This is a genomic window from Streptomyces sp. cg35 (genome assembly GCF_050410835.1).
Lineage (GTDB): Bacteria > Actinomycetota > Actinomycetes > Streptomycetales > Streptomycetaceae > Streptomyces.
In genome coordinates this window covers 2458384-2471399 of sequence record NZ_CP191268.1, presented here as the reverse complement: position 1 = coordinate 2471399, position 13016 = coordinate 2458384, and the positions used below count along the sequence as shown (strand labels likewise).

10 protein-coding genes are annotated in these 13016 nt (G+C 70.3%); 8 read left to right on the top strand and 2 right to left on the bottom strand.

All coding sequences use genetic code 11. The annotated features are described in order from the left end of the window. The first annotated feature begins 57 nt into the window (after positions 1–57). Genes ACQUQD_RS11320 through ACQUQD_RS11310 form a run of 3 tightly spaced genes read left to right on the top strand, consistent with a single transcriptional unit; the run spans position 58 to position 1707 of the window. The gene (locus tag ACQUQD_RS11320) at positions 58–1059 is read left to right on the top strand and encodes a serine/threonine protein kinase (protein WP_428951921.1); all 1002 of its coding nucleotides are present in this window, start codon (positions 58–60) and stop codon (positions 1057–1059) included. A gap of 54 nt (positions 1060–1113) precedes the next feature. Continuing rightward, positions 1114–1446 (top strand): hypothetical protein, encoded by a 333-nt coding sequence (locus tag ACQUQD_RS11315; protein WP_428951920.1) that lies wholly within the window; start codon positions 1114–1116, stop codon positions 1444–1446. A gap of 21 nt (positions 1447–1467) precedes the next feature. After that, complete coding sequence (locus ACQUQD_RS11310) at positions 1468–1707, top strand: PQQ-binding-like beta-propeller repeat protein (RefSeq protein WP_428957523.1); 240 nt, start codon at positions 1468–1470, stop codon at positions 1705–1707. A gap of 207 nt (positions 1708–1914) precedes the next feature. Here ACQUQD_RS11310 and ACQUQD_RS11305 read toward each other — a convergent pair whose 3' ends face one another. Further along, positions 1915–2247 carry a DUF397 domain-containing protein gene (locus tag ACQUQD_RS11305; protein WP_428951919.1) on the bottom strand — a complete coding sequence of 111 codons (333 nt, stop codon included), beginning with the start codon at positions 2245–2247 and terminating at the stop codon, positions 1915–1917. Positions 2248–2435: 188 nt separating this feature from the next. Between ACQUQD_RS11305 and ACQUQD_RS11300 the strand changes: the two genes are divergently transcribed. Beyond that, complete coding sequence (locus ACQUQD_RS11300; protein ID WP_428951918.1) at positions 2436–2630, top strand: hypothetical protein; 195 nt, start codon at positions 2436–2438, stop codon at positions 2628–2630. Positions 2631–2815: 185 nt separating this feature from the next. Here ACQUQD_RS11300 and eccCa read toward each other — a convergent pair whose 3' ends face one another. After that, the gene (gene eccCa / locus ACQUQD_RS11295) at positions 2816–6790 is read right to left on the bottom strand and encodes a type VII secretion protein EccCa (RefSeq protein ID WP_428951917.1); all 3975 of its coding nucleotides are present in this window, start codon (positions 6788–6790) and stop codon (positions 2816–2818) included. Positions 6791–7137: 347 nt separating this feature from the next. Between eccCa and eccD the strand changes: the two genes are divergently transcribed. The 4 genes from eccD (at position 7138) to ACQUQD_RS11275 (ending at position 13015) form a co-directional block, all read left to right on the top strand. Next, on the top strand, positions 7138–8655 hold the full coding sequence (eccD, locus tag ACQUQD_RS11290; RefSeq protein WP_428951916.1) for a type VII secretion integral membrane protein EccD: 1518 nt from the start codon (positions 7138–7140) through the stop codon (positions 8653–8655). A 194-nt stretch (positions 8656–8849) separates the two neighbouring features. Further along, entirely contained in the window at positions 8850–9137 is a 288-nt protein-coding gene (rpsO, locus tag ACQUQD_RS11285) for a 30S ribosomal protein S15 (protein WP_428951915.1), read from the top strand. A 282-nt stretch (positions 9138–9419) separates the two neighbouring features. Continuing rightward, on the top strand, positions 9420–11639 hold the full coding sequence (locus ACQUQD_RS11280; RefSeq protein ID WP_428951914.1) for a polyribonucleotide nucleotidyltransferase: 2220 nt from the start codon (positions 9420–9422) through the stop codon (positions 11637–11639). Further along, complete coding sequence (locus ACQUQD_RS11275) at positions 11636–13015, top strand: M16 family metallopeptidase (RefSeq protein WP_428951913.1); 1380 nt, start codon at positions 11636–11638, stop codon at positions 13013–13015. The genes ACQUQD_RS11280 and ACQUQD_RS11275 overlap by 4 nt, the downstream gene beginning before the upstream one ends. Position 13016 lies beyond the last annotated feature (1 nt).

The window sequence follows — 13016 nt, the reverse complement described above, 5'->3', positions numbered from 1 at the left end:
GTGTTGCGGAGGTCTACTTGTAGGCTCGGCTGCGCCGTACGGGGGGAGTTGTTGCACGTGCAGAGTGTCGATGGAGCGGGAGCGGAGACGTACTCCGGGAGGAATGGCGGAAGCCGTGCCTCCCGCACCGGCCCGTACGTACCACTCACCCGACTCGACAGCCCCATCGGTACCCCACTCTCCACCATCCGCCACATCGCCCGAACCCTCGACGGCAACCGCACCGTCCTCCTCACCACCCCCCACCCCAGCACCGACCCCGCCCGCTTCATGGCCGAGGCCGACGCCTCCCGGTACCTGGTGGGAAACCGGGTACTGGCCGCCACTGAATTCGCCGGGCCGGGGCAAGGGGCATGGCACGCCAGCCCCTATCTCCCCGTGCTGCCGCTCCCGGCCGCGCTCGCCGTGTACGCCGGCCCCTTGCCGGAGCGGACCGTGCGGGCGCTCGGGGTCGCCCTCGCCGAGACGCTGGCCGTGATCCATGGGCAGAACCTCACCCACGCCGGGGTCTCGCCGGCCGCCGTGCTCATCGCCCATGACGGGTCGCGGCTCAGCGGCTTCGGTGCCGTACGCGCCGCCGGTCCCGAGGGTGTCGTACGGCGCGGTCTGCCCGGGATCGACGCGAGCGTGCTCGCGCCGGAGCAGGCCGCCGGTGGGATGCCCCGGCCGCTCGGGGACGTGTACGCGCTGGGCGCGACCCTCGCGTACGCCGCCACCGGCAGCACGGCGCCCGAGCGGGACGAGTTGCCGCCCTGGTTGCGGTCCGTCGTCGGCCGGTGCCTGTCGCGCGATCCCGCCCACCGGCCACAACTGGCGGACTTGGTGAGCGAGTTGGCGTCAGCCGGCGATCCGGTCGCGCAGTCCCAGGGCTTCGGCGCCCCGGACCGGGCCTCCGCCCTCCTCGGCCCCGGCTGGCTGCCCGCCCGTGTCGTCGCCGCGCTCGCGCACCAGGCCGCCACCGTCCTCGCGGCGGAGACGGCCGTCGAGCCGGAACCGGAGCCGACGCCGCACCAGCCCGGTGCGGCGTACGCGGCCCACTCCCATCCCTACGCCCCCTGAACCGACGGACCCGACGGACGCGATCCCTCATGCCGACCCCTCATTGCCCCGGCGGTGCGCACACCCCAGCAGCTGCTCGACAAGACCGTCGAAGGGCCGTCGATCCTCCCCGGTGACGGCACCCCGTCCGCTCTCTGGTCCCTCGACGCCGCGGTGGACGTCTGCTCGCGACAGCTGCTTCCCGTGCGTGACGTGATCCTCTCCGGCTCGGCGGGCGGCGGCATCGTCGCGTACGGCGTCAAGGACGGCAAGGAGCGCTGGCGCGCGCCCGGGATCCGGCCCACAGTCGGCTATCTGCCGCTGCCCGACCGGCTGGTGGCCGCGATCGACGAGAAGGGGACCTTGCGTACGTACGTGGCCTCGGCCGGCGTCGCCAAGTGGACGTGACAGGAAGCCGCGGCCGCGGCGCTGCCGGCGGCCGACGAGGAGGCCGTCTACCTCCTGGCCGAGAGCAGCAGACTGCGCAGCGTCGGGCGCTCCGACGGGAAGGTGCGCTGGACCGTCAGGGCACCGGCTGAGTTCCGGGGGCAGAAGGTGATGGAGACCGCGACCGCGGGCCGGGGGCGACTGCTCACGCCGACGACCGACGGCAGAGTGCTCGTGCTCGACACCCGCAACGGTGAGAGCGCACCTGGAGGTACGACCTGACGGCGTCCGACTACCAGGAGATAGCTAGCTGCGGACGGAAACCGCGTCTTCGTCATGAGCGGTAGCACGCCGACGGTGTTGGGAGCGTTCTGAGGCGGTGCCGCTCGGTGCTGCCGCGCCCGTTCAAGTCATCGGTACACGGCGCTACATGGCGCTGAGTGCCACTACCCGTCACTACGTGGCGATCAACTGACGGGTGCGGGGACGCTACTGCTCGGCCGCAACTCCTCCGTTGTGCGGCGCCGGCTCCAGATCGAACTCCCCGTCCCGCGCCCCCAGTACGAACGCCGTCCACTCCGCCTCGGTGTACCGCAGCACCGTCTCCGGCTCCAGCGACGACCGCATCGCCACCGCGCCGGCCGGCAGATACGCGATCTCGACCCGCTCCTCGTGCTGCTCGGTGCCGGGCGCGCTGACCCACTCGACGTCCGAGATGTCCAGCGCGTACAGCTCGTTCTTCTCGCGCTCCTTGCGGGCCTTGATCTCCTCCGGCGTCTCGGTCGCCGGCTCCCCGGTGTGCTGCTTCTGAGGTTCGGCCATGCTGGGCGGCCCCTTCCCGATGTGCCAACGAACTGTGCGGTCAGCCTACTTGGCCGACCGTGACGGGCGGGTCGGAATACGGCCGATGACCGGCGGGAGCGACGCAACTCCCCCGGAAGTGTCACGGCACATCGACGATCATGCGCCGCGGGTGCCGCCTCCGCACCCTCGTCATTACTGTCGTGGTCATGACTTTCCAGGCTCTCCACGACGTGCACGCGCGGGTCGTCGCCGGACGCGGCTACCACCACCACTACAGCTCGGGCCACAGCGGCGGGGGCGGTGGCTCCGATCCGTGGTGGTTCTGGCCGCTCATGATCGCGCTGGTCGTTCTCGTCATCTGGCTCGTCGTGTGGGACCGCCGGCGGCAGAGCCGCGGCTGACACCAGGCGAGGCCGGACGTGACCGGCACGACCGGCACGACCGGCACGGTTGGGATGCCCGGCACGATCGGCACGTGAGGCATCGTCGGCACGGTCGGCTCGTCGCTACGCGCAAGGGGCCGGGGTGGTCACAAGCCACCCCGGCCCCTTGCGCATGCTTCCCGCCTCCCCGGGCGAGCCCGGTGTCAGCCCTGGTCCTCCAGACCGATCTGGACCAACGGCTTGCCCCGCTTGCGCGACACGAACACGCCACGCCCCGGCGGCATCGGCCGCGGCCGGACCCCGCCCAGCAGATCGCCCTCGGCCGGGTCACCGGCCAGCACCACGCCCTGCGCGCCGAGCTCCTTGATGCGCTGCATGAAGCCCTCGTACCCGGCGCGGCCCGAACCGGCCGTGGAGCGGGCGATGATGAAGCGCACGCCGACGTCCCGCGCGAACGGCAGCAGCTCGGTCAGGCCCGACAGCGGGTTACCGCTCGACGTCGACACCAGGTCGTAGTCGTCGATGACCACGTAGACCGTCGGGCCGCGCCACCAACTGCGGTCGCGCAGCTGCTGAGCCGTCACGTCCGCGGTCGGCGTACGGCGCTGCATCAGGTCGGCCAGCGCGTCCATGTGGTGCGCCATCTGGTTCGACATCGGGATGTACTCGGCCAGGTGCGAGGCCGGGGTGACATCGAGCAGGGAGCGACGGTTGTCGACCACGAACAGCTTGCAGGTGTCGCCGCTGTAGCGCTGCGTGAGCTGCCGGATGAGCAGCCTCAGCAGGTTCGACTTACCGGACTCGCTCTCGCCGAAGATCAGGAAGAACGGGTCCTGGTCGAAGTCCACGAACAGCGGCTCGAGGTTGTCCTCGTCGAGCGCGAAGGAGATGCCGCGCTCCGGGAACCGGTCGCCCGGCGGCAGCTGGCGCGCGGAGAACTCCCGCGGCAGGAGCCGGACTTCGGGGGCGCCGGGCTGCGTCCAGTGCCGAGTCACCTCGGTGGCGAGCGCCGACGTGGCCTCGGCCAGGTCGGTGTCCGACGACAGACCGTCGATCCGCGGGACCGCCGCCATGAAGTGCTGTTTCTGCGGGGTCTGGCCACGACCGGGCACACCCGTCGGCACATTGGCCGCGACCTTGCGGTCGAACTCGGAGTCCATCGTGTCGCCGAGCCGCAGCTCCAGGCGGTTCATGAGGTGGTCCTTCATGTTCGCCCGGACCTCCATGGACCGCGACGCCGTCAGGATCACGTGGATGCCGTAACCGAGACCGCGCGCCGCCATGTCCAGGACGAGCGGCTCCAACGCCTCGTAGTCGCTGCGGAAGTTGCCCCAGCCGTCGATGACCAGGAACACGTCGCCCCACGGCTGGTCGGTCATCGAGATGTCGCCCCGCGCGCGACGCGCGCGGAAGTCGGCGATCGAGGCGATGCCCGCCGTACGGAAGTACTCCTCGCGACGCGTCAGCACGCCGTAGACCTCGGCCGTCGTACGGCGCACCTTCTCGGGGTCGAGACGCGAGGCCACGCCACCCACATGCGGCAGGGTCTGGACGGCGGCCATACCGCCACCACCGAAGTCGAGGCCGTAGAACTGCACTTCCTGCGGCGTGTGCGTCAGCGCGAACGAGGCGATGAGCGAGCGCAGCAGCGTCGACTTGCCGGACTGCGGACCACCCAGGATCTGCATATGGCCCGCCGCGCCACCGAAGTCGATCCACAGCGGGTCACGCCGCTGCTCGTACGGCTTGTCGACGAGACCGACCGGCACGACCAGGCGTCCGGCGCCCTCGTAACCGGGCTGTGTGAGACCACGGCCCTGTACGGGAGTGAGCCCCGGCAGCAGCGAGTCGAGCGACGGCGGGCTGTCCAGCGGCGGCAGCCACACCTGGTGCGCCGCGGGCCCCTGCGCCTCCAGACGCCGCACGATCACGTCGAGGACGGTGTCGGCGAGCGCGTCGTCCTTCTCGTCGCGCGGCGCCTCCTCCTCGCGCTGCTGCGGCACGGGCACGTACTGCACGGGGACCTCGGCCGCCGTGAACAGCGCCGGCCGCCGGTCCACCGGAAGCGGCCCACCGGGCGTCGCGACCTGCGCCGAACCGGTGCGGTACACCCCGGACACGTACGCCGCCTTGAAGCGCACCATTTCGTCGGTGCCGAACTTCAGGAAGCCGGAACCCGGCACGTTCGGCAGCTCGTACGCGTCCGGGACACCCAGCGCGGCACGCGACTCGGCGGCCGAGAAGGTCCGCAGACCGATCCGGTACGACAGGTAGGTCTCCAGGCCGCGCAGGCGGCCCTCTTCCAGGCGCTGCGAGGCGAGCAGCAGGTGCACGCCCAGCGATCGGCCGATGCGGCCGATCTGCACGAACATCTCGATGAAGTCCGGCTTCGCCGTCAACAGCTCACTGAACTCGTCGATCACCAGGACGAGTGAGGGGATCGGCTGCAGCGGCGCACCGGCCGCGCGTGCCTTCTCGTAGTCGTGGATGTTCGCGTAGTTGCCCGCGTCGCGGAGCATCTCCTGGCGGCGGTTGAGCTCACCACGGATCGAGTCGCCCATGCGGTCGACGAGCGTGAGGTCGTCCGCGAGGTTGGTGATCACGGCCGCGACGTGCGGCATCTGGGCCATGCCGGCGAACGTGGCACCACCCTTGAAGTCCGCGAGTACGAAGTTCAGCGTCTCGGAGGAGTGCGTCACCGCGAGACCGAGCACCAGCGTGCGCAGCAGCTCCGACTTACCGGAACCGGTGGCGCCGACGCACAGGCCGTGCGGGCCCATGCCCTCCTGGGCGGCTTCCTTCAGGTCGAGCATCACGGGCCGGCCGTCGTCGCCGACACCGATGGGCACCCGCAGCCGCTCGGCCTGCGAGCGCGGGCGCCAAGTGCGCTTGGTGTCGACGGTCGCCGCGTCGCCCAGGTTCATCAGGTCCGTGAACTCGAGGTTGGCGAGCAGCGGCTCGTCGTCGCTGTCGCCGCCCGACGCCATGCGCAGCGGCGCGAGCTGCCGGGCGAGCGCCTCGGCGGCGGCGTACGAGAGCACGTCAGGGGTGCCTTCGTAGACCATCCCGTGCGCCGATTCGAGGCGCAGCAGCTTCGGGTGGACGACGACGGAGAGGTCGCCGCGGCCGGCCGCGAGGTCGCCGGGGACGACCTCCAGGACCGTCACGCCCTGCAGACCCTCGGGGCTCGCCAGGATCGACGTGGGAGGCAGGGAGACACCGTCGAGGACGACCACCAGATGCGGCTGCTCGGGCACGGGGGCGCCGCCGGGGTGGAAGCGCGGCCGGCCGTCGAGGCGGCTGCCGAGCAGGTCCTCCAGCTCGACGGGGTCGGTGGTGATCAGGCGACGGCTGCCCGCGCCGTCCGTGAGCCCGGGCACCTGGTTGTGCGGGAGCCACTTCGCCCACTCCCACTCCGGGGCGGTCTGGCGTCCGGCGGCGACGGCGACGACGAGGTCCTCGGGGGAGTGCATCGAGGCGAGGGACGCCACCAGGGCGCGGGCGGAGCCGCGCACGGTCGCCGGCTCACCGCTCACGGACACGTGGTAGAAGGCCCGCAGCGACACGGCCATCGGCAGGTCCTCGAGCGTGCTGTGCGTGGCGAGGAAGCGCTGCATCGCGCCCGCCGTCAGCGGCTCCAGCTCGTCGACCGGGGCGGTCTGCGGCGGCACCAGGGGAGTGGCCAGCCCTTGCGGGCCGAGGCCCACCCGTACCTGCCCGAAGTCCTCGTCGCCGGTGCGCCGCTCCCATACGCGGCTGCCCTCGGCGACCAGCGCCCACAGTTGCTCGGGCGAAGGGTGCAGGTAGTACTGCGCGTCGCGCTGCTTGCGTGCCGTACCCAGGGCGTCCTTGCGCGTCTGTGACAGATAGCGCAGGTAGTCGCGGCGCATGTCCGCCATCTGCCCCTGGTTGCCCTTGCGATAGCGGGCGAGCATCGCGATGCCCATCGCGATCGTGGACGCCACCATCACCATGCCCATGATCTTCATGAAGGGCTGGGCCTGCGGATTGAAGAAGAACACGACCGAGCCGCCCATGCCGAGCATGGGCAGAATCTGCATCAGCGCGCCTTCTTGCTGCCCGCGCGGAAGCTCCGGCGGAGGCTGCAGCACCACCTCTTCCGTGGGCACCTCGGACGGCAGTGCCCGAGGTGGGCGCTTGACGACGATGTGGCTCACTCTGCACCAATTCCCTTGCCGGACCGAGCTGTTCCGTCCGCCGCCCCGTGTCAGGCGGACGTCGATCGCGGTTCGCGATCCTACTGACAACCACTGACAACAGCGGGCGGTAGGGTGCCGGTGGTACGCGTGAGCAGTTGCGAATCCGCCCGGGAAAATCGGGCAATCCGCACGGTTCGGAACGTGCGCCTCTCCCGGAATCCTGGCGGGACAGCGTATGTGACCGGCCCCGCGGGCCGCAGAGCGCAACGTACACAGGATCTTTACAGGCGGATGTGCGCGGTACACCACTGCGCCCGTCCCCGCACCAACCGATTCTTCGGAAAAAGGGGGAACAGCAGGTGAGCATGACGGCCTCCGCGCCGGCCGGCCGAGCCGGCGGAACGGGCACCGGAGCCCCTGCAGGGGCGGGCACGGGCCTCGGCTTCTGCCGCGTCACCATCGTGGCGCCCGACAGCCGCATCGACGTGGCCCTGCCCGACGACGTACCGGTCGCCGACCTGTACCCCGAGATCCTGCGGCTCTCCCAGCAGAGCCCGGCCGAGGGCGCCCCCGTCGGCTACCACCTCGTACGCCGCGACGGCACGGTCCTCGACAGCGCGCGCTCGTTCGCCGCGCTGCGCATCCTGGACGGCGAGCTGCTCACGCTGCGCCCCTTCTCCGAGTCCCTGCCGCCCGCGGTCTTCGACGACGTCTCCGAGGCCGTGGCCTCCGCCGTCACCAAGGACCGCACCCTGTGGAGCGGCGACCTCACGCGCGCGGCGGGCCTCGTGGCCGGCGGCATCCTGCCCGCGCTGATCGCCTTCGTGGCCTGGAACTCCCAGATCCGCCACGACATGCACAGCCTCCAGGGCATCATCGCCGGCGTCGCGGGCCTTCTTCTTGTCACCCTGGCGTGCGTTCGCGCCCGGATCTACGCCGACCGTGGCTCGGCGGTCGCGCTCGGCCTCGGCGCCCTGCCGAACATCGCCGTGGCGGGCTCCGGCCTGCTGCCGCTCTCTTCGGGCCAGGGCATCGGCCGCCTCCAGTTCCTGCTCGCCTGCGCGGCGGTCCTGGTCGTCTCCGTCGTGCTCACCTTGGTGTCTCCCGGTGGTGACGGCCCCTTCGTGGCGTTCGTCTTCGCCTCCCTGATCGGCCTGCTGACCACCTTCATCGCGATCCTCACGGACCTGCGGCCCATCGAGACGGCCGCCATCGGCGCCCCGCTCTCCGTGAGCGCACTGGCCTTCCTGCCCGGCCTCTCCATGCGGTTCGCGCGCCTGCCCATCGGCTTCGAACCGCCCAACCCCGGGCGCGCGGGCTACGAGACCGCGGCGGACCCGGCCGACCCGCACGAGGCCGTGGACGCCGATCGCGTCGCCGCCCAGGCCCGCCGCGGCCACGAGCTGCTCGTCGGTCTCGTCGGCGGCTGCGCCCTCGTCTCCGTAGGCGCGTCGATCGTCCTCGGCTTCTCCAGCAACGTATGGGGACAGCTGCTGGCCCTGGCCACCGGCATCGCGATGCTGATGCGCGCCCACCTGTTCCGCTACACCGCACAAGTAGGCGCCACCCTGGCGGCCGGCCTCGCCGCGCTCGTCTTCCTGGGCCTCGGTCTCGCGCTGCACCCTCCGATGGACTACCTGCGCGACGCCGTGCTCAAGCACGACACCACGGCGCTCGACATCCGTACGGTGTGGATCGCCGCGGCCATCGGAGCGGCCGCCGCCCTGGTCACCGCGATCGGCCTGATCACTCCGCGTCGCGGCATCACCCCCTTCTGGGGCCGCTTCCTGGAGATCGCCGAGACGTTCGTCCTGCTCACCCTGATCCCGCTGGCCCTCGCGGTCTTCGACGTGTACGCGTCGGCGCGGGCCATGACCAGCTGAGACGGGCTGGTCAAGGGCAGGGTCGGGGGCGCTCCCGGCGGCTGGTACGCTGTGTGACGGCCGTTTGTGTACGCGCCCCCACCTGCATCCCGGGGGCAGCGCCGGACGGATCCCCGCCTCCGAGTTACGGAAGCTCTCCTGAGATGTAGACCAGGGGCACTCGGTGGCCACGAAGAACACCAAGAGGAGTACGCGTGTCGCTCGACGCCGCTACGAAGAAGCAGATCATCGCCGAGTTCGGCCAGAAGGAGGGCGACACCGGCTCCCCCGAGGTCCAGGTCGCCATGCTTTCGCGCCGCATCTCGGACCTGACCGAGCACCTCAAGACGCACAAGCACGACCACCACTCGCGTCGTGGTCTGCTCATCCTGGTCGGCCAGCGTCGCCGCCTTCTGCAGTACCTGGCCAAGAAGGACATCCAGCGCTTCCGTGTGCTGGTCGAGCGCCTCGGCATCCGCCGCGGTGCGGCCGGCGCCCGCTAAGACGCCGTGAAGGGAGCGGTTCCCAATTGAGGGGGCCGCTCCCTTTGCTGTACGTGCGCACTGTCACAGACGCTTTGTAGTCTGGTGACGTACGAATGAGGAGAAGCGCACCCTCGCCGCCGCCGGTCCTCGGTAGTGGCCCCCGGAGACGCAAGAGGATCCCCGGGTGCTTCGATCGAAGACCGGCCCGCACCCAAGGCGCGCTTCTCCGTTCCGTCCCACTGCCACACGGGCAGATGCGGACAAAAGACGAAACAGACGAAAGTAACGGAGAAAACGCTAGTGGAGAACGAGACCCACTACGCCGAGGCCGTCATCGACAACGGCTCCTTCGGCACCCGCACCATCCGCTTCGAGACGGGCCGGCTGGCCCGCCAGGCCGCCGGTTCCGCCGTCGCCTACCTCGACGACGACACCATGGTGCTCTCGGCCACCTCGGCCTCGAAGAACCCCAAGGACCAGCTCGACTTCTTCCCCCTCACGGTGGACGTCGAGGAGCGGCAGTACGCCGCCGGCAAGATCCCCGGCAGCTTCTTCCGCCGTGAAGGCCGTCCCTCCGAGGACGCCATCCTCACCTGCCGCCTGATCGACCGCCCGCTGCGCCCGTCCTTCAAGAAGGGCCTGCGCAACGAGATCCAGGTCGTCGCCACGATCATGGCGCTCAACCCCGACCACCTGTACGACGTCGTGGCGATCAACGCCGCGTCCGCGTCCACGCAGCTGGCCGGTCTGCCCTTCTCCGGCCCGGTCGGCGGCGTCCGCGTCGCGCTGATCAACGGCCAGTGGGTCGCGTTCCCGACGCACACCGAGCTCGAGGACGCCGTCTTCGACATGGTCGTCGCCGGTCGCGTCCTCGAGGACGGCGACGTCGCGATCATGATGGTCGAGGCCGAGGCCACCGACAAGACCATCAAGCTCGTCGAGGGCGGCGCCGAGGCTCCCACCGAGGAGGTCGTCGCCGCCGGTCTCGAGGCCGCGAAGCCCTTCATCAAGGTCCTCTGCAAGGCCCAGTCGGACCTCGCCGCCAAGGCCGCGAAGCCGACCGCCGAGTTCCCGATCTTCCTGGACTACCAGGACGACGTGCTCGAGGCCCTGACCGCCGCGGTCAAGTCCGAGCTCTCCGCCGCCCTCACCATCCCGGGCAAGCAGGACCGCGAGGCCGAGCTGGACCGCGTCAAGGGTCTGGCCGCCGAGAAGCTGCTCCCGCAGTTCGAGGGCCGCGAGAAGGAGATCTCCGCCGCGTACCGCTCCCTGACCAAGTCCCTGGTCCGTGAGCGCGTCATCAAGGAGAAGAAGCGCATCGACGGCCGCGGTGTCACCGACATCCGCACCCTGGCCGCCGAGGTCGAGGCCATCCCGCGCGTGCACGGCTCGGCCCTGTTCGAGCGCGGCGAGACCCAGATCCTGGGTGTCACCACGCTGAACATGCTGCGCATGGAGCAGCAGCTGGACACCCTCTCCCCGGTGACCCGCAAGCGCTACATGCACAACTACAACTTCCCGCCGTACTCCGTCGGCGAGACGGGCCGCGTCGGCTCCCCGAAGCGCCGCGAGATCGGCCACGGCGCGCTCGCCGAGCGCGCGATCGTGCCGGTCCTGCCGACGCGCGAGGAGTTCCCCTACGCGATCCGTCAGGTCTCCGAGGCCCTCGGTTCCAACGGCTCGACGTCCATGGGCTCGGTCTGCGCCTCCACCATGTCGCTGCTGAACGCCGGTGTGCCGCTGAAGGCCCCCGTCGCCGGTATCGCCATGGGTCTGATCTCGCAGGAGATCAAGGGCGAGACGCACTACGTCGCCCTCACCGACATCCTCGGTGCGGAGGACGCCTTCGGTGACATGGACTTCAAGGTCGCCGGCACCAAGGAGTTCGTGACGGCCCTCCAGCTCGACACGAAGCTCGACGGCATCCCGGCCTCCGTCCTGGCCGCCGCCCTCAAGCAGGCCCGTGACGCCCGCCTCCACATCCTCGACGTGATGATGGAAGCGATCGACGTCCCGGACGAGATGTCCCCGAACGCCCCGCGGATCATCACCGTCAAGATCCCCGTGGACAAGATCGGTGAGGTCATTGGCCCCAAGGGCAAGATGATCAACCAGATCCAGGAGGACACCGGCGCCGACATCACGATCGAGGACGACGGCACGATCTACATCGGTGCCGCCGACGGTCCGGCCGCCGAGGCCGCCCGCGCCACGATCAACGGCATCGCGAACCCGACCATGCCGGAGGTCGGCGAGCGCTACCTGGGCACCGTCGTGAAGACGACGACCTTCGGTGCGTTCGTCTCGCTGCTCCCGGGCAAGGACGGTCTGCTGCACATCTCGCAGATCCGCAAGCTCGCCGGCGGCAAGCGCGTGGAGAACGTCGAGGACGTCCTCGGTGTGGGCCAGAAGGTCCAGGTCGAGATCGCCGAGATCGACTCCCGCGGCAAGCTCTCCCTGATCCCCGTGATCGAGGGCGAGGACGGCGACGAGAACAAGAAGGACGACGCCGACAAGTGACGTCCCGTAGCACCAAGGCGACGGCCCGCACCTCCTCGGAGGCGCGGGCCGTCGCCCGTACCCAAACCCTGATCAAGGGCGAGAACGGCATCGGTACGGTCCGCAGGACCACGCTCCCGAGCGGTCTGCGCATCGTCACCGAGACCCTGCCCTCCGTCCGCTCGGCCACCTTCGGCATCTGGGCCCACGTCGGTTCCCGCGACGAGACGCCCACACTGAACGGTGCGACGCACTACCTGGAGCACCTCCTCTTCAAGGGCACGCGCAAGCGCAGCGCCCTGGACATCTCCGCCGCGATCGACGCGGTCGGCGGCGAGATGAACGCCTTCACGGCGAAGGAGTACACGTGCTACTACGCGCGCGTGCTCGACACCGATCTGCCGCTCGCCATAGACGTGGTCTGCGACATGCTGACCGGCTCCCTCATCGACGAGGAGGACGTCGACGCGGAGCGCGGCGTGATCCTCGAAGAGATCGCGATGACCGAGGACGACCCGGGCGACTGCGTGCACGACCTGTTCGCGCACACCATGCTCGGCGACACCCCGCTCGGCCGCCCCGTCCTCGGCACGGTCGACACGATCAACGCGCTCAACCGCGGTCAGATCAGCCGCTTCTACAAGAAGCACTACGACCCGACGCACCTGGTCGTCGCCGCTGCGGGCAACGTCGACCACAACAAGGTCGTCCGCCAGGTCCGCGCCGCCTTCGAGAAGGCGGGCGCGCTGAACGGCGCGGCCGCGGCCCCCATCGGCCCCCGCGCGGGCCACAAGACGCTGCGCGCGGCCGGCCGCATGGAACTCCTCGGCCGCAAGACCGAGCAGGCCCACGTCATCCTCGGCATGCCGGGGCTGGCCCGCACCGACGACCGCCGCTGGGCCATGGGCGTCCTGAACACGGCACTGGGCGGCGGCATGTCGTCCCGCCTCTTCCAGGAGGTCCGCGAGAAGCGGGGCCTTGCGTACAGCGTGTACTCGTACACGTCTGGCTTCGCGGACTGCGGACTGTTCGGCGTGTACGCGGGCTGCCGCCCCAGTCAGGTGCACGACGTCCTGAAGATCTGCCGCGACGAGCTCGACCAGGTCGCGCAGCACGGTCTGAGCGACGACGAGATCAGCCGCGCCATCGGCCAGCTCTCCGGCTCCACGGTCCTGGGCCTGGAGGACACGGGCGCGCTGATGAACCGTATCGGCAAGAGCGAGCTGTGCTGGGGCGAGCAGATGTCGGTCGACGACATGCTGGAGCGCATCGCGGCCGTGACCCCGGACGAGGTGCGCGAGGTCGCACGCGACATCCTGGGACAGCGCCCGTCCCTGTCGGTCATCGGCCCGCTCAAGGACAAGCAGGCCGCGCGCCTGCACGAAGCGGTCGCGTAAC

Bases quoted from the DNA above. Each gene is read 5' to 3' on its own strand.
- ACQUQD_RS11300 (WP_428951918.1), top strand. From the start codon at position 2,436: ATGACTTTCCAGGCTCTCCACGACGTGCACGCGCGGGTCGTCGCCGGA.
- ACQUQD_RS11305 (WP_428951919.1), bottom strand. From the start codon at position 2,247: ATGGCCGAACCTCAGAAGCAGCACACCGGGGAGCCGGCGACCGAGACG.
- eccD (WP_428951916.1), top strand. From the start codon at position 7,138: ATGACGGCCTCCGCGCCGGCCGGCCGAGCCGGCGGAACGGGCACCGGA.